This is a genomic window from Pedobacter nototheniae (genome assembly GCF_032678625.1).
In the GTDB taxonomy this organism is placed as follows: Bacteria; Bacteroidota; Bacteroidia; order Sphingobacteriales; family Sphingobacteriaceae; genus Pedobacter; species Pedobacter nototheniae_A.
Genome location: NZ_JAVTSO010000006.1, coordinates 22,892 through 41,883, shown reverse-complemented (window position 1 = coordinate 41,883; position 18,992 = coordinate 22,892). Strand labels below are relative to the sequence as shown.

Annotated in this window: 18 protein-coding genes; all 18 read left to right on the top strand. The window is 34.4% G+C overall.

What is annotated here, in order from left to right:
• Window positions 1-110: 110 nt before the first annotated feature.
• The 18 genes from asnB (at window position 111) to R2Q77_RS16735 (ending at window position 18,991) form a co-directional block, all read left to right on the top strand.
• Complete coding sequence (gene asnB / locus R2Q77_RS16820) at window positions 111-1,919, top strand: asparagine synthase (glutamine-hydrolyzing) (RefSeq protein ID WP_316804887.1); 1,809 nt, start codon at window positions 111-113, stop codon at window positions 1,917-1,919.
• A complete protein-coding gene (locus tag R2Q77_RS16815; protein ID WP_316804886.1) occupies window positions 1,909-3,024 on the top strand; it encodes a glycosyltransferase family 4 protein in 1,116 nt (371 codons plus the stop codon). The genes asnB and R2Q77_RS16815 overlap by 11 nt, the downstream gene beginning before the upstream one ends.
• A gap of 44 nt (window positions 3,025-3,068) precedes the next feature.
• Window positions 3,069-3,944 (top strand): ABC transporter permease, encoded by an 876-nt coding sequence (locus R2Q77_RS16810; protein ID WP_316804885.1) that lies wholly within the window; start codon window positions 3,069-3,071, stop codon window positions 3,942-3,944.
• A gap of 38 nt (window positions 3,945-3,982) precedes the next feature.
• Complete coding sequence (locus tag R2Q77_RS16805) at window positions 3,983-5,272, top strand: ABC transporter ATP-binding protein (RefSeq protein ID WP_316804884.1); 1,290 nt, start codon at window positions 3,983-3,985, stop codon at window positions 5,270-5,272.
• A complete protein-coding gene (locus R2Q77_RS16800; protein ID WP_316804883.1) occupies window positions 5,269-6,069 on the top strand; it encodes a hypothetical protein in 801 nt (266 codons plus the stop codon). The genes R2Q77_RS16805 and R2Q77_RS16800 overlap by 4 nt, the downstream gene beginning before the upstream one ends.
• Window positions 6,062-6,964, top strand: a complete 903-nt coding sequence (locus tag R2Q77_RS16795) for a glycosyltransferase family 2 protein (protein ID WP_316804882.1) — start codon at window positions 6,062-6,064, stop codon at window positions 6,962-6,964. Before R2Q77_RS16800 ends, R2Q77_RS16795 begins: the two co-directional genes overlap by 8 nt.
• A 6-nt stretch (window positions 6,965-6,970) precedes the next feature.
• Window positions 6,971-7,939, top strand: a complete 969-nt coding sequence (locus R2Q77_RS16790; protein WP_316804881.1) for a glycosyltransferase family 2 protein — start codon at window positions 6,971-6,973, stop codon at window positions 7,937-7,939.
• Window positions 7,923-8,930 carry a glycosyltransferase family 10 domain-containing protein gene (locus tag R2Q77_RS16785; RefSeq protein ID WP_316804880.1) on the top strand — a complete coding sequence of 336 codons (1,008 nt, stop codon included), beginning with the start codon at window positions 7,923-7,925 and terminating at the stop codon, window positions 8,928-8,930. Before R2Q77_RS16790 ends, R2Q77_RS16785 begins: the two co-directional genes overlap by 17 nt.
• Complete coding sequence (locus R2Q77_RS16780) at window positions 8,917-9,909, top strand: acyltransferase (protein ID WP_316804879.1); 993 nt, start codon at window positions 8,917-8,919, stop codon at window positions 9,907-9,909. The genes R2Q77_RS16785 and R2Q77_RS16780 overlap by 14 nt, the downstream gene beginning before the upstream one ends.
• The gene (locus R2Q77_RS16775; RefSeq protein WP_316804878.1) at window positions 9,896-10,873 is read left to right on the top strand and encodes a glycosyltransferase family A protein; all 978 of its coding nucleotides are present in this window, start codon (window positions 9,896-9,898) and stop codon (window positions 10,871-10,873) included. The genes R2Q77_RS16780 and R2Q77_RS16775 overlap by 14 nt, the downstream gene beginning before the upstream one ends.
• Window positions 10,870-11,571, top strand: a complete 702-nt coding sequence (locus R2Q77_RS16770; RefSeq protein WP_316804877.1) for a hypothetical protein — start codon at window positions 10,870-10,872, stop codon at window positions 11,569-11,571. The genes R2Q77_RS16775 and R2Q77_RS16770 overlap by 4 nt, the downstream gene beginning before the upstream one ends.
• 27 nt (window positions 11,572-11,598) lie before the next feature.
• Window positions 11,599-12,579 (top strand): acyltransferase, encoded by a 981-nt coding sequence (locus R2Q77_RS16765; RefSeq protein WP_316804876.1) that lies wholly within the window; start codon window positions 11,599-11,601, stop codon window positions 12,577-12,579.
• Entirely contained in the window at window positions 12,580-13,581 is a 1,002-nt protein-coding gene (locus tag R2Q77_RS16760; protein WP_316804875.1) for a glycosyltransferase, read from the top strand. It abuts the gene before it with no gap.
• Window positions 13,559-14,578: a glycosyltransferase gene (locus R2Q77_RS16755; RefSeq protein ID WP_316804874.1), complete on the top strand. Its 1,020-nt coding sequence runs from the start codon at window positions 13,559-13,561 to the stop codon at window positions 14,576-14,578. The genes R2Q77_RS16760 and R2Q77_RS16755 overlap by 23 nt, the downstream gene beginning before the upstream one ends.
• The gene (locus tag R2Q77_RS16750) at window positions 14,575-15,600 is read left to right on the top strand and encodes a glycosyltransferase family 4 protein (protein ID WP_316804873.1); all 1,026 of its coding nucleotides are present in this window, start codon (window positions 14,575-14,577) and stop codon (window positions 15,598-15,600) included. The genes R2Q77_RS16755 and R2Q77_RS16750 overlap by 4 nt, the downstream gene beginning before the upstream one ends.
• A complete protein-coding gene (locus R2Q77_RS16745; protein WP_316804872.1) occupies window positions 15,601-16,821 on the top strand; it encodes a hypothetical protein in 1,221 nt (406 codons plus the stop codon).
• A 95-nt stretch (window positions 16,822-16,916) separates the two neighbouring features.
• Window positions 16,917-18,167 carry a glycosyltransferase gene (locus R2Q77_RS16740; protein WP_316804871.1) on the top strand — a complete coding sequence of 417 codons (1,251 nt, stop codon included), beginning with the start codon at window positions 16,917-16,919 and terminating at the stop codon, window positions 18,165-18,167.
• The gene (locus tag R2Q77_RS16735; RefSeq protein WP_316804870.1) at window positions 18,161-18,991 is read left to right on the top strand and encodes an FkbM family methyltransferase; all 831 of its coding nucleotides are present in this window, start codon (window positions 18,161-18,163) and stop codon (window positions 18,989-18,991) included. The genes R2Q77_RS16740 and R2Q77_RS16735 overlap by 7 nt, the downstream gene beginning before the upstream one ends.
• The last annotated feature ends 1 nt before the right edge of the window (window position 18,992 follow it).

Below are 18,992 nucleotides of genomic sequence, written 5' to 3'. Positions count from 1 at the left end.
TCTAAAGCAAAAGTCATTTTTTTTATATGTGACTGAAAGGGCGAAGCTGTGTTTAAATCAAATAAATTAATACCACACCCCATTAACATTAATCAATATCAGCAGGTAATATGTGCAGAATAGCTGGAATAATTGATAAAAATCTCGCATTCGAAGAGATAGAAGCAAGCGTCAAATCGATGTGTACAATTATGGCGCACGGTGGTCCGGATGGAGCCGGTTTTTTTTTCAATAAGGAAAATGGAATTGCATTTGGGCATCGCAGACTGGCTATTATAGATTTAAGTACTGCGGGCGAACAACCCATGCATTACAATGATGGAGAATTGGTGATTACCTATAACGGCGAAATTTTTAATTTCACTGAGTTAAAAGCAGCTTTAATTGAATTAGGTCTTACATTTAAAAGCCATTGCGATACCGAGGTAATACTTGCCGCTTATGCTGCCTGGGGAACCAAAAGTTTTGAAAAACTTAAAGGAATGTTTGCTTTTGCGTTATATGATGCAAAAAAAAATCTGAGTTTTTTAGTACGGGATGCTTCTGGTATTAAGCCCCTTTATTATGCCCACCTCCAGCAGCAATTGGTTTTTGCATCAGAAATAAGAGCCTTTAAAAAAATCAGTCCGTTTTACACCGAAAACCCCGATTGGAAAGTTTACTTTTTAGCCTTCGGGCATATTCCTGAGCCGTATACCACATTATCTGATGTACAAATATTACCTAAGGGCAAATACCTTACCTGGAATCATCAAACCAGCAGCTTTAACATACATTCATTTTTAAACGAAAAACATCCTGAACAAGTTAACGGGAAGGATGAAGCTAAAGAAATTATCAGCAATTCCTTAAAAAAAGCTATTCAGGCGCATTTACTTGCAGATGCTCCTATTGGTGTGTTTTTAAGCGGTGGTATAGACAGTAGTTTAATCAGTTTGCTGGCTAATGAGCAAACGGCTCTGCAGGAAAACAATTACTTAAATACGTTATCTATAAACTTTGAAGATACAACCTTCTCAGAAAAACCATATCAGGATATTGTAAGTTCGAAAATCCATGGAAAACACCAGGAGTATACCATTACAGAATCTAATTTTAACGCATTATTCCCTACCGCCTTAAAAGCAATGGATCAGCCTACCACGGATGGAATAAATTCGTGGTTTATCAATTATTTCGCAAAGCAAAATGGCTTAAAAGCGGTCCTTTCGGGTATTGGTGCAGATGAGCTGTTTGGTGGTTATCCCTCTTTTAAAAGAATGAATCTGGTTAATCTGTTGTCTAAATTACCCGGAGTATTTCTTAAATCCGCCATCAATTTGAATAAGCCTGCGCTAAAAAGAATTTATTACTTAAGCTATAAAAATACGGTTGGTCACTATCTCTTTTTAAGGGGAATATTTGACCCAAAAGAAATTGCTGCACTTTTAAATCGCTCAGTCAAAGAAGTTGATCAGGTTTTAAAAAACATGAAAGTTGATGCCATGCCTGCCAACCTGAAACCCGAAGAACAGGCAAGCTGGCTGGAAAGTAATATGTACATGCAAAACCAATTGCTTAAGGATACAGACTCCATGAGCATGCAACACGGTATTGAGGTACGGGTTCCTTTTTTAGATCAGGACTTAATATGTGCTTTGGCTCAAATTAATCATGCTATAAAATTTAAAGGCGACAAACCCAAATCATTATTGGTGAATACCTTTATTAATTTTTTACCGGATAAAATATGGAACAGGCCTAAAATGGGCTTCACCTTTCCATTTCAAAAATGGTTAAAAGAAAACCAACCTTTTTTAAATCAATTAACCCTGAATAACAATAAGAAGGCAATGCAATTGACTGATGATTTTAAACAAGGAAAACTTCACTGGTCTAAAGCCATGGCGCTTTACGTAACTTCATCATTTGAAAAATAAAAATGTTCTTTTCTTAACCTTACATACCTTTGGTTTAACCGGAGGTATTGAGCAGGTGTGCCGAACATTTTCAAAAACCCTGAGCGATTTAAACATCGAGCAAAAAATTCGTTCGTTTACGGTTTTATCGATGTACGATAACCAGCCTGATTTAAATTATATACCACAATCTGCTTTTAAAGGTTATCACGGCAAACAAGTTGCTTTTGGCTTAGCATCAATTAAACAAGGTTTAAAGGCCGATATTCTGATATTAAGCCATGTGCATTTATTAACCTTTGCCAGGATCCTAAAAAAGTTAAAACCAAGCTTACGGATTATACTATTTGTTCATGGAATAGAAGTGTGGAATACATTAGAGCGTTGGAAAAGGCAATTACTTAACAAAATAGAAATCTGGGCAGTTAGTCATTATACAGCAAGCCGGCTTACTGAAGTAAATAAAATAGAACCAAACCACATAAAAATCCTAAATAATTGTTTAGATCCCTATTTCTTATGGCCAAAGGAGATTACAAAATCAGCGTTGCTTTTAGAAAGGTATGGCATCAATCCCAATCAAAAGGTATTGCTAACCATTTGCCGCTTAGCCTCATCAGAGCAATATAAAGGTTACGATCTAATTATCAATTGCCTGAAAGAAATAGTTAAGGTATACCCTGATTTAATTTATTTATTGGTTGGAAAGGCTGATGCTCCGGAACAGGAACGCATTGATAAGTTAATTGAAAAGTGTGGGTTAGAAAAAAATGTAACCTGCACCGGTTACATTAAAGATGCCGAATTGGGCTTACATTATCAACTTGCTGATGTATTTATCATGCCCAGTAAAGCTGAAGGTTTTGGATTGGTATTTATAGAAGCAGCGGCTTACGGTTGTGCGGTAATAGCCGGCAATAAAGACGGCAGTACAGATGCTTTGCTAAACGGCCAGTTGGGTGAGTTAATTGACCCTGAGGATGCCACAGCAATTTACCAAAGTACTTTGCATGCCTTAAATCATCCTTTAGAGGCAGAGAGCAGGCTTAAACAGCAATATGCTGTTTTTAATACTTTTGGTTATCACAACTACACGCAAAAAGTAAGTAACTTATTAGGTGCCTAAGAAAATTGCATTCAGGCAAAAAAAAATACGCTAAATAAAATATATTGCATAAACCAGATTTAAATACAGATATTCATCAGCATGATTGGCTAATAGAATCTAAAAGTTCGGTCTTTGATCTTAAATTAAATGAAGTTTGGGCCTACCGCGATCTGCTTTGGCTTTTAGTACGCCGTGATTTTGTTTCTTTTTACAAGCAAACGATTTTAGGGCCGCTGTGGTTCTTTATCCAACCGCTGTTTACCACCATCATTTTTACGTTTATTTTTGGTAACCTGGCGGGTATCTCTACAGATGGATTACCTAAACCTTTGTTCTACATGGCAGGCATTACGGCCTGGAATTATTTTGCTGATTGTTTAAACAAAACATCGACCGTATTTAGAGATAATGCAGGCATTTTTGGGAAAGTGTATTTTCCAAGGCTGATTATGCCTTTAAGCATTGTGGTGAGCAACCTGGTTCGCTTTGCCGTTCAAATGATCTTATTCCTCATTTTAATGGTATATTATTATTTATCTGGTGCGAACTTTCAACCCTCCTGGGCCATTTTATTATTCCCAATTGTGGTAATATTAATGGCGCTGCTCGGCTTAGGAGCAGGTATGATTATTTCTGCTATGACGACCAAATACAGAGATTTAGCCTTCTTAGTTGCGTTTGGTGTACAACTTCTAATGTATGCTACAACTGTGATTTACCCGCTTTCAACCGCGATTGAAAAATACCCCACTTATAGCTGGATTATAGAATACAACCCCATGACGCCAATTATAGAAACCTTTAGAAATGGCTTTTTGGGCGAAGGGAGTTTTAGCTGGTACAGCTTAGGTTACGCCACCGGTACCAGTTTACTTGTACTCCTGTTCGGGATGATTATTTTCAATAAAGTAGAAAAAACTTTTATCGATACGGTTTAATGATCAGTATTAAATTCGTTAACCGTTAAGTGCATAAAATGTCGAACATCGCCATAAAATCAGAAAACATAAGCAAAGCCTATCAACTCGGACAAATAGGCACCGGAACTGTCAGTCGCGATTTAGAGCGTTGGTTTGCCCGTATCCGGGGCAAAGAAGATCCTTTTTTAAAAATTGGCGAACTCAATAATCAGAAAATTAAAAGTGAGAGCGATGTTGTTTGGAGTTTAAAAGACATTAGTTTCGAAATTGAACAGGGAGATGCTGTTGGGATTATTGGAAGAAACGGCGCAGGAAAAAGTACACTACTTAAAATTTTAAGTAAGGTTACAGCACCTACCTCCGGAAAAATAAGTGGTAGGGGGCGCATTGCAAGTTTGCTGGAAGTAGGTACAGGATTCCATCCTGAACTTTCTGGCCGTGAAAATATCTTTTTAAATGGAGCCATATTAGGCATGCGCAAAAAGGAAATTCAACGAAAATTAGAAGAAATTGTAGATTTTGCCGGGATAGAACGTTATCTCGACACACCGGTAAAACGGTATTCATCAGGTATGTACGTGCGGTTGGCCTTTGCGGTAGCGGCACACTTAGAATCAGAAATTTTAATTGTAGATGAGGTATTAGCCGTTGGCGATGCGGAGTTTCAAAAAAAGTGCCTGGGTAAAATGGGAGAAGTAAGCAAAGGAGAAGGCAGAACTGTTTTATTTGTGAGTCATAACATGTCAAGCATAGAATCACTTTGCAATAAGGGAATTTTACTCGATAAATCAAAGATTTTGTTCGAAGGGGGAATAAAACAGTCTATTAACAGTTATAACAGCCTTCTTTCGCAAGAAAACTATATTGACATAGAAACTTATTTTGCCAACAACAGAAATAATAACTTCTTAATTAAAGAAATATTAATTAATCAACAATCCACTGCATTTATCAATATAAAAGATAAAATTATCTCAGTAGAATTACGGGCAGAATCTTTTATTGAAGATTTAATTGATATTGAATTGTATTTAGTGGATCCCGTTAAAAACATCTCCATTTTATTCGGCAGCCTATACTACACGCACGGAAAGAAAATATCTGTTAAAAATGGCGAAGTAAACATAAAATTTGATGTTATTTTACCCGATAATATTTTCTCTGGCAATTATAACCTCAACATAATGATTACCATTCCCGGTAAGCTTTTTTTATATAAAATAGAAAACAGATACACCTTAAATATCAAAGGTGCAGATTGCGAAAGTGGGAAAAACTATAACCTGGAAGATAATTTCGGGTACGGGGAACTAAAAATTAAAGATATCCATTACAAAATCTGGTGACCATCTATCACATTCTAAAAAACATTACCAAAAATATTTTAAATGAGGTTTCTGGTTGTAAAATCAATTTCTCCTTATTTAAAATAAAGCAGGCCATTCTGTTTCCCCAAGCAAATAAGAAAGTAATCTCTTTTTCTTTATTTGGTCATGATAAAAAATATTTCGCCAATATAGATTCCTGCATGACGAGTTACCATACATTTTTTCCTGATTGGGTCATCAGAATATATGTGAGTGACGATTTAAAGGAAGAAGTATTAAAAAAAATAAAAAGCTACCGTTGCGAGCTCATTATTATGAAGAGCAGAGGCATTGATTTTAGATACACGTTTTGGCGTTATTTGGTTTTAGACGATAAATCTGTATCTCATGCACTTGTTAGGGATATTGACAGTATAGCTTCTGAGCGGGAAAAATTAATGGTGGATGAATGGATGAATTCCAATAAAACGCTCCATATTATCAGGGATCATCCAGATCATACCGACTTAATTATGGGTGGATTATTTGACCGGCGTTTTGATCCTTCCTTTAAAATGGAAAAAGCTATGCTTAAATTCAGAAAACTGAATAAGTTAGGTATAGACCAGCGGTTTCTAAAACTAATATACAACCATTATTCACCTGATATTTTGGTACACGATATTTTAAAAAGATACGCGAAGGAAGAACCTGTAATTATTCCTCATCAAAGTACCGAAAGTTTTATTGGAGAGATTAATGTAAATCATCAGCATAAGCGGAGAGATCTTGAAAAATTAAAACAGTTTTATATAAAGCCTGAAATAAATGAGTAAGCAACGGGTTAACTGGCCAAAAATCTCTATCGTAACCACTAATTTAAATCAAGATGCATATTTAGAAAAAACCATTCTATCGGTTACGGAGCAAGGTTATCCTAACTTAGAGTATATTATTATTGATGGCAAAAGCAGTGACAGTAGTGTGGATATTATTAAAAAACACGAAGCTAAGATTGCTTATTGGTGTACAGAAGAAGACAGAGGATTATACTATGCATTAAATAAAGGATTCGAAAAGGCCACGGGAGAAATATTAATGTGGATTAACTCTGATGACTTGTTAAATTCTGGAGCTTTATTTAATGTAGCAGAGATTTTTAATGCTTTTCCTCAGGTAGATTGGATTACAGGCATTAATATTTCTTTTGACGAAAAAGGAAGAGTAATTGGTGCCGATAGGGCAATTGGCTTTACTAAATATGACTTTTATACACACAATTACCAGTGGTTGCAACAGGAATCAACCGCCTGGAGAAAAAATCTTTGGGAAAAAGCCGGAGGCTGTTTAAATATAGATTACAAATATGCCGCTGATTTTGATCTATGGATTCGTTTCTTCAAATTTTCAAATCTTTATCCCTGTGATGTACTGATCGGTGGCTTCAGAATGCGATCTGCCAACCAACTTTCGCTCAATTTTTTAAATACTTACCAGGCTGAAGTAAACAAAATTATAGACAAAGAAAAAAAAGACTTACCACCTTCCATTTTAAATGATTTAAGGATGCTTAAGGCCATTAAGATTATTCGATTGGTATTAAAATATTCGATCCTGTTTGACTTAAAAATTTTTAGTAGGATTTTGAATAAGTTAGAACGAAATCTATTAAAAAAACCAGCCACCCGAATTCATATTAATCGTTTGAACTGTCAATTTGAAATGATTTAAACACTAATGACAGGCGATAATCAAAATAAAAACGAAAAAAGCTGGCCATGGATTAATGAGGTTCATCCGGATATTTATAATGGCATAAATAACTGGCCAAAAATCTCAATCGTTACCCCAAGTTACAACCAGGCTAAATATATTGAAGAAACCCTATTGTCTATAATTAATCAAAACTACCCAAATCTTGAGTTTATTATTGTGGATGGTGGAAGTAAAGACAATACGGTCGAAATTATAAAAAAATACGAATCTCATTTAAAGTATTGGATTTCAGAATCAGATAACGGACAAGTAGATGCTATTCTTAAAGGATTAAATCATTGTACTGGGCAAATTTTTAACTGGATAAACAGTGATGATTTACTTGCAGAAAAGGCATTGTTTAATATCGCCGGGCATTATTTAAAAAACAATAAGCAAAAGATTATTGCAGGTGGTTGTACCCATTTTACAAATTATAAAAATGAAAATCCACCTACATTGGTTAGAAACCTGACATTTAATGGCTTAATCAGTGAAAAATCCTACTTTCAACAACCCTCACAGTGGATTATACTCCAAAACATTCAAAAATTAAATATTGACAAGAGTTTACATTATTCATTTGATTGGGGAATGATATTAAATTTTGATTTAAAGGAAGAAGAAATTAATTACCTGCCGCTAAACTTGTCTTATTTTAGAGAGCATGAGGATGCCAAAACATTTAAAGACAGTTTGTTATTCAAATACGAAAAATTAAAAATTGTTAAGGATTATTTAAAAAAAACGAAAAATTTAAAGAAAAAGATCGTTTTGTTTAAGTACATTTTTAAGTTAACCAGGTACTTAAAAGTTGTTACCCAAATCGAAAAAACTGCAGAAAATAATTTTAGCCGTTTTTTAGTTTTTGGGCTTAAATCGCCTTCCCTGTTTTTTATTAGATTTTATCTTGGTCATCTAAAAACCCTTTTCATTGAAAAAAGCGATTAAAATTAAAGTTCAGAATGGATTATCATTTGAGGGATTTAAAGAAGAAGTTTTTGATAAAAATGGACTATCGCAAATGTTTGATTTCGTCAAATCTGAAAATCCGGATGTTATTATTTTCGGACCCTACGGAAATGATGTTCCATCTAAGGGTAATTACCTCAGGATAGGCTATTATTGCGAATGCATCACGCCTGATTTAAGCATTTGTGATTGGGCATTTGGTGTACCTACGGCAAAAGAAGTAAACAACAACCGTTATAGAAGAATCCAATGGCATGGCTTAGATCCAAAATCACTTATAAAAAATATAAATGTGGAAGAAGAGTTCAATAAAAAAACTAAATTCTGCAACTTTCTATATTCCAACCATATTCCTTATCGGGAAGAGTTTTTCAGGCAACTATCTAAATACAAAAAAGTAGATGCACCAGGCCGATCAATGAATAATATGCCATCTATTGATTCGCAATATACCGGCAGTAAATGGGAGATTAAACGGCAATTTTTAACACCTTATAAATTTACGATCGCCTTTGAGAGTTACGCTTACCCAGGATACCAGACCGAAAAACTTTACGATGCCATGCAAATGAATAGCATACCTATTTATTGTGGCGATCCATTAATTAGCGAAGTATTTAATCCAAAAAGCTTAGTTGATGCCTCAAGCTATGTACCGGTTGCTAATCAAAACATAGTAGATTTTTTAGAGTCAAACTGCCAGTATAATTTTAAAGATTACCGGCCGGCAACTTATACTAAGTTATATTATAAAGTTCGTCGCAAGCTTAAAACCATTGGTAAAGCCCAAAAAATGAAACTGCAATTAAACAAATTGGATTTCAGCCCTTTGATAGATAGAATTATTGAGCTTGACCGTAATCCAACGGCATATATGAGCATGCTGGCAGAACCTTTTCTAAATCAGAATAAAGTAGAAGATGAGGCTGGGAAAATGCGTTGGATAGAAATTTTTAATGCAGTTAATTAAAAAATCACAGCTTAATATTGGTGTTCAGCAGCTCCGCGGACTCGCAGCATTGGCCGTGGTGCTTTGCCATTACGGTTCTGATTTAAACAATTACCATTTATTATCGAAAATTTTCAATAAAGGGCAAATTGGTGTCCATGTATTCTTTTTAATAAGCGGCTACATTATTTTACACGCGCTGATAAAAAACAATTATCACCCTAAAAATTTTTTCAGATTTTTGCTAAAAAGGGTCATCAGAATTGACCCGCCTTATATTATTGTAATTATCCTTACTTTAGTAACTTTTTGGCTACTTGGGTTTATCCCATCCTACAACGGAAATATTATTCCATTTATTCCCGGACAATTTATTTCTCACCTTTTCTATATTATTCCATTTACCAAATGGGGCTTTTACAATACTGTTTTCTGGACATTATGTGTAGAATTTCAATTTTATATATTGATAGGCTTGCTTTATTTCATAAGCAATTCCGCCATTTATAAAATCACCTTTCTACTGTTATTCGCTTTAAGCACCTTCGCTAATTTTCAAAATTCTTATTATTTAGTCACGAACTACGCCCCTATTTTCGCGTTAGGCATGGCACAAATGCAGTATACCAAAACTAAGCAGAGCACCTACTTAATTGTGATGTTGGTGTGCTTATTTATTGTATACTATAAGTTTGACGTGCTAATTACTCTAACCTTAATTGCAGCAGGGTTGATTATACAGTATTGCAACCGATCATTTAAGCCCCTTGTATTTTTAGGTAAAATCTCTTACTCGCTTTATTTAATACATCCTTTAATTTTAATCTATCTTTTAGGAATTGGAAAAAAATTATTTGATATTAAAAAACACGAATTGCTATTTTTATTTTCAGAATTAACCATCGTGATTATAGCAGCCTACGTTTTCTATATTTTAATAGAAAATAAAACCAGAAACTTAGCCAAAAAACTTAAATATAGCTCAAATGGATCAAGCTAAGGTTTCTATTATTATTCCATTTTATAATGCAGAAAAGCATCTTGAAGAAACCATCCAATCTGCACTGAAGCAAAGCTATACCAATATTGAAATTATTGTTGTAGATGATGGATCAAATGATGCTTCAAATGCAATAGCCCAAAAGTTTAAAAGTGATAGGTTAACACTTGTTAAGCAGAAAAATAAAGGTGCAAGTGCAGCCAGAAACCTCGGAATTAATATAGCCAAAGGTGATTATATCCAGTTTTTGGATGCAGATGATTTGTTAAGTCCGGATAAAATAGAAGGTCAGTTAAAAATCCTTCATCAATTACCTGGATATGCTTCAATCTGCCGTACCATTCATTTTCACGATGAAGACCAATTGTCTTATCTATCTGCAAGCAGTTATGAGGAAGGTTTTTTAAAATATTCTGAAAATCCTGTAGATTTTTTAGTGAATTTATGGGGAGGCAATACTCCTTACGGCTCAATGGTAAGCATACATGCCTGGTTAACACCAAAACACCTTATTAAAGCAGCCGGGTTTTGGAACGAAAATTTAACGTATGATGATGATGGCGAATTTTTTTCACGAGTTGTATTAAACTCAAAAGGAATTGTATATAGTGAAAAAGGTTATAGCTACTATAGAAAACAAATGGCGGGTTCATTATCTGATCTTGATTCAAAAGAGAGGTTTGAAAGCATGCTCACTGCTGTTTTATTAAAAAAAGAAACTTTATTAAAAAAAGTAAACTCTTACGAAGCCAAATTGGCAATTTATAAAATGCTAACCGGCGTTGCATTAAAATGCCTGCCCAGATATTATAAGCTTTATAAAATTGCGGTTAAAGCCTTACCTAAAATTGATCCAAAAAACTACCAGCCTTCTATTGGTGGGCCGATAACACAAAAATTAGCTACTTTTTTTGGTTGGAAAACCATTAGAATTATTCAGTACTATTTAAAGTTAAAAGAATGATTGCTATTATAACATCTTGCGTAAGCCCAAAGGTAATGTCGTATACAACTAAAAGTTTTTTTTCGCTTGAAGAAAGAGAACTACAAACGATCAATACACTTGAAAAACTTAAATCCGCAGGATTTAAACAGATAATTTTAGCAGATAATTCTGCGGAATATGACTTCTCAAAATTTGGATCAGCGGTAGATGGTGTACAGGTTATTCAGCTTAAACAATATCAGTTTGCAAATAAAAGTATCAATGAAATTTTAATCCTTTTATCGGTACTGGATGATGTCCCCTCTGACACGAAAATATTTAAGATTTCTGGCAGATACTTCCCTACCGACAATTTCAAAACGGAAATGGATGATGCATTAGATTTTAAGGTTAAAGGTTTTGACTTTGACACTAAAAGATCTACGATTTCAACAAGAGGTTATTTTGTAAAAAATAAAATTGTTTACGAAGAATTTCTGTTAAGTTGTTTAAATGAGTTATACAGTTATCCTTACCGGATTGTTGGATTAAGAAGTTTCTGGAATTTTATTCAAGAATTTTTTAATCCTAAGCTAAAATCAGGATCTTATATTTCAGTAGAGTTTGCCGCCGCAAGGGTATTAAAGAAAGGTAAATTCAAATATCAGTTAACTGATATTTTAAACATTAAAGGGCACATTGCCGGCCTTGAATCAAAGGAATTAATAGAGGAATAGGTAATATTGTGTAAATCAAAAATAAACGTGTATAATTCTCAAATTAAGCCTTTACACAGACTAAAAAATATTGACTTTCTAAGGGGGATAGCAGCGCTGTCAGTAACCTATTTTCATCTTTCAGGGAGTACATTCGTTTCTCAGGAATTAGGAAAAACTGGAAAATTTGGTTATTTAGGTGTTGAGATTTTCTTCATAGTTAGTGGTTTTATTATTCCAATCAGCATGAATAATAGAAATTTTCAGCTGAGCCAAACACCAGGTTTCCTGTTAAAAAGAATGGCCAGAATATCACCTCCATACTTGATCATCATTATTTTATCGTTAATCTTAATCTTGTTAAGCAAAAGGCCATTTCCAAATTTCAAAACAATCATTTCTCACATTGGTTATTTGAATGATGTCCTTGGACTCAAATGGATTAGTCCGGTTTTTTGGACTTTAGCCATTGAGTTTCAATTCTATATTTTTTTAGGCTTATCATATAACTTTATGGTAAAAAATAATTACGGAACTTTAGTACTGTTTGCGCTTATCTTATTTTTATCGTCGTTTACAACATCAGCATATTTGCCTTATTGGTTTAGCATGTTTGCTTTAGGCATCCTTACTTTCAAAAAGTTATATCTAAACTTGAACATATATATATTCTGGATTTCAGTTGCCATAATTTGTATCTTTACTTTCTATCACAATGGTTTTCCTGAAGCTTTAATTTCTCTCTTCACTGTGTTATTTATTCTATATGTTAGGATAAATGTTACCAATCTATTTACCAAGCTAATTTTATGGTTAGGCACTATTAGTTATTCCTTATACTTAACGCATTGGGATTTTGGCAGAACAAGCATGTCTATTTCAAAATATATACTTCATGAAAATTTCCCGATAATTTCATTAATATTTGGATTGATAGTTTCTATATCGATGGCTTGGGTATTTTATGCGAGTATAGAAGTACCCGCCTTAAAATTTAGTAAAAAAATATTGTACAAAAAGAAGTATTAAGTGTCTTCTCATCCAATTAATCTCTTTTACGAAGAGCCAAATCCCGACAGATGGATTAAATACGATCGTTATCCACGGCAAATCATTAGAAGTTTGGTGAGAAGAAAGCCAAGGCCTGGAGGTGTAATGATGATAGCACTTGAATTGATGAAGGGGCTTGACTTATTAAAAATGCCTTATCGTTTTAACGATTATAAATATGCAAGAAAGCACCCCAATGAGTTAATCTGCATCATTGGAAAACCTCATCTTATTTTTGAGAAACGCTTTAAAAATCCCATTCTTTTTGGAGCGGGAACCTTTTCACACCCGATTGAATGTCCAGATTTTTTCACTAAGTACCCTAATGTAAAAAAAATGCTTGTCCCGGGACCATGGATGGAAAAAATGTGTAAGCCCTATTATGGAGATCAGGTTTGTGCGTGGCCCGTGGGTATCGATAGTGAAAAATGGTCACCTGAAATTAAACAACAACATAAAAGTATAGATTTTTTAATCTATGATAAATTTGCATTAGCGAACCAGATAAACAACGAGCAATTCTTATTGCCTATTCTTAAAATATTAGATTCCTATAACTTGAATTATAAGATTATCCGGTATGGATCTTATACACATGATGATTTAATAAATGATTTAGCTATAGCTAAGGCTGCTATATTCCTGAGCAATCATGAAACCCAAGGTATTGCTTATCAACAAATATTGGCTACCGGAACACCTATTTTAGCCTGGGATGAGGGCGGTTATTGGAAAGATCCCTCTTTTTATCCAGAATTGGTCAAATATAAATCTGTAAGTTCTGTTCCTTATTGGGATGACACTTGCGGCGTTAAATTTAAAGACCTTTCAAATTTTAAAAGCAGTTTAGATCTTTTTTTATCTAAAATTGAAACTTTTTCGCCACGTTCTTACATTCTAAAAAATTTAACTTTAGAAATATCGGCCCAGGCCTATATCAATATCGTACAAGCTGTTAATGAGAATATTACAAATCGTTAACCCGGTTATGCCATTTCCTCCAACTACAATTGGAGGTACAGAACGTATTGTTCAATACTTAATAGATGAATTGGTGAAAAGGGGGCATGAGGTTACCCTGATGGGGCATAGCGATTCTATTGTACAAAAAGGTGTAAAATTAATTCCAATTGGAAATTATTCAGATCAAAAAAACGCGGTTAAAAAAATATGGCGACATCTTTTAAGCAAAAAATATGATGTAATCCATAATCACGGGCGGCTTATTTATTTCTTACCGAAAATATGGAGCAAAACAAGAAAAATTCACACCTTTCACATGGCCGAACTGGAAACCAGTTCCTTTCTCAGGTTTCTGGCACTGAACCCAACAAATTTAACTTTTAGCCCCTGCGGAAAATGGATTCAGGACAAATCTGTCCATTTGAATGGCAACTGGAACTATGTTAATAACGGTTTGCCTGAGCATCTTTACACCTTCGAGCAAAAAACGATATTACCTGATGCACCATTAATTATAATTTGCAGAATGGGTAAAACTAAAGGTGTAATGGATGCAATATCATTAGCAAAAGCAACAAACCGTAGGTTAATTATTGCCGGTAAAGTTGGAGATTACGCCCATGAAATAGCTTGGTTTAACCAATATGTATTGGCTGAGTGCGATGGTGAAAAAATCAAATTTATTGGCGAGGTAAATGATAAACAAAAAAATACCTTATTAAATGAGGCCGCAGCATTATTAATTCCGACGATAGATAGTGAAGCCTTTAATACCACAATGCTCGAAGCCAATGCTTGCGGCTGTCCTGTTATAAGCTACAATAAATTTTGTTTTGATGAATATATTGTAAACGGAATAAATGGCTTTAAAGGAGAAACGTTTGAAGATCTGGTTTCTGCTGTAAACAATATACAAGAAATTGACAGGGCAATGTGCAGGGAGGTTTTCGAAAAAAATTATACTTCAGCACATATGACTGATCATTATCTAAAATTATATCAATCCTCTACTTGAAAATAGCCCTAATAGCCGATCCTGAATTACCTGTACCTCCCCTTTTGTATGGCGGCATAGAAAGAATTATAGCCATGCTGATTGATGGCTACATTAACCTTGGGCACGAAGTAAGTTTATTTGCCCACGCAGCTTCTGTTACACCTGCAAAGCTTATTCCCTATAAAGGAGCAAGTAGCGGCAATAAAATAGATGTGATTAGAAATTCATGGTTGATTAATAAAGAATTATTCAGCAACAAATATGATATTGTACATAGTTTTGGCAGGCTGGCGTATTTACTGCCACAACTTCCCTTAGGTATCCCAAAGCTAATGAGTTACCAAAGAGAACCTTCGATAAGCCAGATTAAAAAGGCTATAAAGTTAGCTAAACATAATACATTATCGTTCACGGGTTGCAGTGCCTATATCAGTAACCAAATTGCTGATTATGCAGCTGCATACCCTATATTTAATGGCGTAGATTTAAAGGTGTATAACTTTAAACCAGAAATAGCAGATAATGCTCCCCTTGTTTTTTTAGGGAGGATAGAGCCGATAAAAGGGGCACATATAGCTATTGAAATTGCCAGAAAAACTAAAAAGAAATTAATCATTGCAGGCAACATCCCGCCTGAATACCAGCAATATTACGATGATAAAATAAGGCCGGAACTTGATGATCAAATTACTCACATAGGCCCTGTAAATGATGTAGAAAAAAACAAATTATTGGGCAATGCACTGGCTTTTTTAATGCCCATTGAGTGGAACGAACCCTTTGGCATTGTAATGGCCGAGGCGATGGCTTGTGGTACACCCGTAATTGGTTTTAACAGAGGTTCGGTACCTGAAGTGGTAATAAACGGATTAAATGGATTTCGATGCAGTTCTACAGAAGAAATGATTAGTTCTGTTTTTAAAATAAATGAAATAGACCGCCAAAAAGTTAGGCAGGATTGCGAGTTGAGGTTTTCATCGCAGGTAATTGTTAGCCAATATTTAAACTTGTATAGGAAATTAATTGGCCAAAATAATTAAATGAATAAAGTTGTGCTCATTACTTCAGGCCAGCCCTCGTTAAACCCACGCTTAGTTAAAGAAGCCGATGCTTTAGTGTTAGCAGGTTATGATGTAACCGTTATCTACCAGTATTGGAACAATTGGGGTACCGTACAAGATGTTAAATTACTCGCCGAAAAAAGCTGGAAAGCCATTAGAGTTGGCGGAAGCCCCGACCAGGGAAAATTTACATACGGATACAGCAGGCTGAAATTTAAATGCCGGGTATTTCTATTTAAGTTTTTTAGTTTAAATCCTGAATTGGCCATTGGCAGATGTTCGGCATTATTATACCGGGAAGCCATAAAACATAACGCTGATTTATACATTGCACATAATTTAGCTGCATTACCAGCAGCCATTAAAGCCGCAAAAAAAAATAAGGCAAAAATTGGATTCGACGCAGAAGATTTGCACCGTAATGAAGTTAGCAATGATTTTAACCACCCGGATGTGAGATTAAAAACAAAAATTGAAGATCAGTACTTTCCTGAATTGGATTATTTAACAACATCCAGTCTGCTTATTTCCAATACCTATAAAGTACTTTTCCCAGAACTAAATCCAGTTACGATTTTAAATGTTTTTGAGCAAGGTTCATCTCTTAACCTAAAAAGCACGGATAAAAAGTTAAAACTTGTCTGGTTCTCGCAAACCATAGGCCATAACAGAGGTATAGAAGATGTACTAAAATACCTTAACCTATCCGAACAAATGGAGCTTCATTTATTGGGTAACATGGCCAGCCATACCAAAGAAGAGTTTAATAGATTGTGCGCAGATTATAATGTCGATTTATCAAAAGTTTTTTATTACCCGCCCATTCCATCAACAGATGTTATAAACTTTTGTAGTCAGTTTGATATTGGCCTGGCGCTTGAACCTGGATTTTGCTTAAATAATGATTTTGCTTTAAGCAACAAAATCTTCACTTATTTACAGTCTGGATTGCCAGTTATAGCTTCTGATACCTCTGCCCAAAAGCAATTTATGGAAGAATATAAAGGGATTGGATTTGTGTACCAACGTGGCAATCTGGATTCGTTGAAAAACATTCTGCTTGATTACATTCATCGCCCCGACTTACTTGTATTGCAAAAGATAAACTCAAAAAAATATGCATCGGGTAGCTTAAACTGGCTGCAGGAAAAATTGAAATTCTTATCGGTGGTTCATCATACCCTTAGCCATTTAAATTAAATGTGCCAATTCCGCTACAACATAAATTTGGTCAAAACGCATTGAAACGCCTGCTAATTATTTCGCCTTACTTTGCTCCTGTTAACACACCTGATATGCAAAGAGTAAGAATGAGTCTATCTTATTTCAGGCATTTTGGATGGAATCCAGAAGTTGTAATGGTAGATGAGCAGTACACCAGTTTATTGAAAGATCCGCTGCTGTTAGAAAGTATTCCTAAAGACATTAAAATTCACAAGATAAAAGCATTTTCAAAAAAATGGACCTCTAAATTTGGTTTAGGAAGCCTCTCTCTTCGGTCGATTATTTTTTATAAAAAGTATGTCAGCCAATTGATAAAAAAAGAAAAATTCGATCTAATTTATTTCTCGACTACCGAGTTTCCTCTTACCATTTTAGGGCGCTATTGGAAACGAAAATTTGGTATTCCTTATGTAGTTGATATGCAAGATCCCTGGCATACCGATTATTATCAGAACAAGCCAAAATCGGAAAGGCCCAATAAATACTGGTTTTCGTACAGGCTAAATAAGTACCTGGAGCCTGTAGGTATAAAAAATACAGATGGATTAATCAGCGTTTCTGAGGCTTATATTAATGATTTAAAAAATAGGTACCCTCAAATAAAAAACATTCCTTCTTCTACGATTACATTTGGCGCATTTGAAAAAGATCAGGAAATTTCTCTAAAACATATAAAAAATTTTAATCCTTCATTTAAAACAGGCGAAGATTTTATTAATCTGGTGTACGTAGGTCGTGGAGGTCATGATTTACAAAAATCATTAAAAATTTTGTTTAAAAGCTTCCAGTTGGGGCTTAAACAGCAACCAGAAAATTTTAAAAAGCTTAGGATTTATTTTATTGGAACCAGCTACGCCGAAAAAGGAACAGGAAATAAAACCATTCAACCACTTGCGGTTAAGTTCGGCATTGAACATTATATATTTGAACAAACCGATCGGGTTGGTTTTTATGAAAGCTTAAGTTATTTACAAAATGCAAACGGCCTAATCATTCCCGCTTCCGACGATCCTCAGTACACTGCCTCTAAAATATTTCCTTATATTCTGGCAAAAAAACCATTGCTGGCCATATTTAACAAGCAAAGCAGCGCTGCAAAAATTATAGAAAACTGTGAGGCAGGCTTAGTAGCAGATCTTAATAACGAAGAAAAATCAATCCCATTTATTCTTAACTTTTTAATTAAAATGGGCAACCAAAGTATTGAGCAAGTAAATACCAACTGGCTTGAATTTGAGCAATACAGCGCAAAGCATATGACAAAAAAACAATGCGAATTATTTGATGAAGTTATTGCTGTAAAAGAAAATTCTTTATGTTAAATACGATTTGTAGATTCATATTAAACCGAAAGCCATTTAAAGGACAATTAAGATTATTTTTCTGGCTTTACAACAGCAAGCTATTAAAACCTGTACAAACCATAAGTAGGCCATTAAAAAAACAATTCAGGTTAAAACTAAATACACAACATTATATAGATGCCTGTATATATTTTACCGGCGATTATGAACCTTATCTGAAAACACATTATAAAAAATATGTAAGCGAAGGGATGACCGTATTGGATATCGGTGCGAATATTGGTTTCCATACTTTGTACTTTGCCACCCTTACCGGCACAAAAGGAAAAGTTATTGCATTTGAGCCCATTGAAGATAATTTTAATATACTGAAGGAAAATATTGAATTAAATAATTTAAGTCAGGTACAACCTGTTCAAATTGCTTTGGGCAACAACAACGAAATATTAAATATCCACCTCAGCAAAAATTTAAAAAATCCAGGTGCACACAATCTTTTTGAAGAAGGAGAAAAAAACACAAAAATTGACTGTAAAAAAGGCGATGATTATTTAAATGAGTATGTACCTGAAATTATTGCCTTTATTAAAATAGATGTTGAAGGATATGAATATCCTGTTTTACAGGGCCTGGAGAAAACCATTCAAAAAGATAAACCCGTTATTATTTTCGAATACGATAGAAATTATCAGCTCAAAAGCACAAAAGAACCTGAGGCTATTTTTAAATTTTTAGAAAAACTTGGTTATGGTTTTACGGAGGTTGATGGTTACGGAAATACTAAACCTTTTATTTATCAACCGCACATTTCAGGTGCCGAAATTATAGCCCTTCCAAAATAAA

Excerpts from the sequence above, each read along its gene's own strand:
- R2Q77_RS16805 (WP_316804884.1), top strand. The coding sequence starts at position 3,983 with ATGTCGAACATCGCCATAAAATCAGAAAACATAAGCAAAGCCTATCAA.
- R2Q77_RS16740 (WP_316804871.1), top strand. The coding sequence starts at position 16,917 with ATGCAAAGAGTAAGAATGAGTCTATCTTATTTCAGGCATTTTGGATGG.
- R2Q77_RS16770 (WP_316804877.1), top strand. The coding sequence starts at position 10,870 with ATGATTGCTATTATAACATCTTGCGTAAGCCCAAAGGTAATGTCGTAT.
- asnB (WP_316804887.1), top strand. The coding sequence starts at position 111 with ATGTGCAGAATAGCTGGAATAATTGATAAAAATCTCGCATTCGAAGAG.
- R2Q77_RS16745 (WP_316804872.1), top strand. The coding sequence starts at position 15,601 with ATGAATAAAGTTGTGCTCATTACTTCAGGCCAGCCCTCGTTAAACCCA.
- R2Q77_RS16755 (WP_316804874.1), top strand. The coding sequence starts at position 13,559 with ATGAGAATATTACAAATCGTTAACCCGGTTATGCCATTTCCTCCAACT.
- R2Q77_RS16795 (WP_316804882.1), top strand. The coding sequence starts at position 6,062 with ATGAGTAAGCAACGGGTTAACTGGCCAAAAATCTCTATCGTAACCACT.
- R2Q77_RS16735 (WP_316804870.1), top strand. The coding sequence starts at position 18,161 with ATGTTAAATACGATTTGTAGATTCATATTAAACCGAAAGCCATTTAAA.
- R2Q77_RS16790 (WP_316804881.1), top strand. The coding sequence starts at position 6,971 with ATGACAGGCGATAATCAAAATAAAAACGAAAAAAGCTGGCCATGGATT.
- R2Q77_RS16780 (WP_316804879.1), top strand. The coding sequence starts at position 8,917 with ATGCAGTTAATTAAAAAATCACAGCTTAATATTGGTGTTCAGCAGCTC.
- R2Q77_RS16775 (WP_316804878.1), top strand. The coding sequence starts at position 9,896 with ATGGATCAAGCTAAGGTTTCTATTATTATTCCATTTTATAATGCAGAA.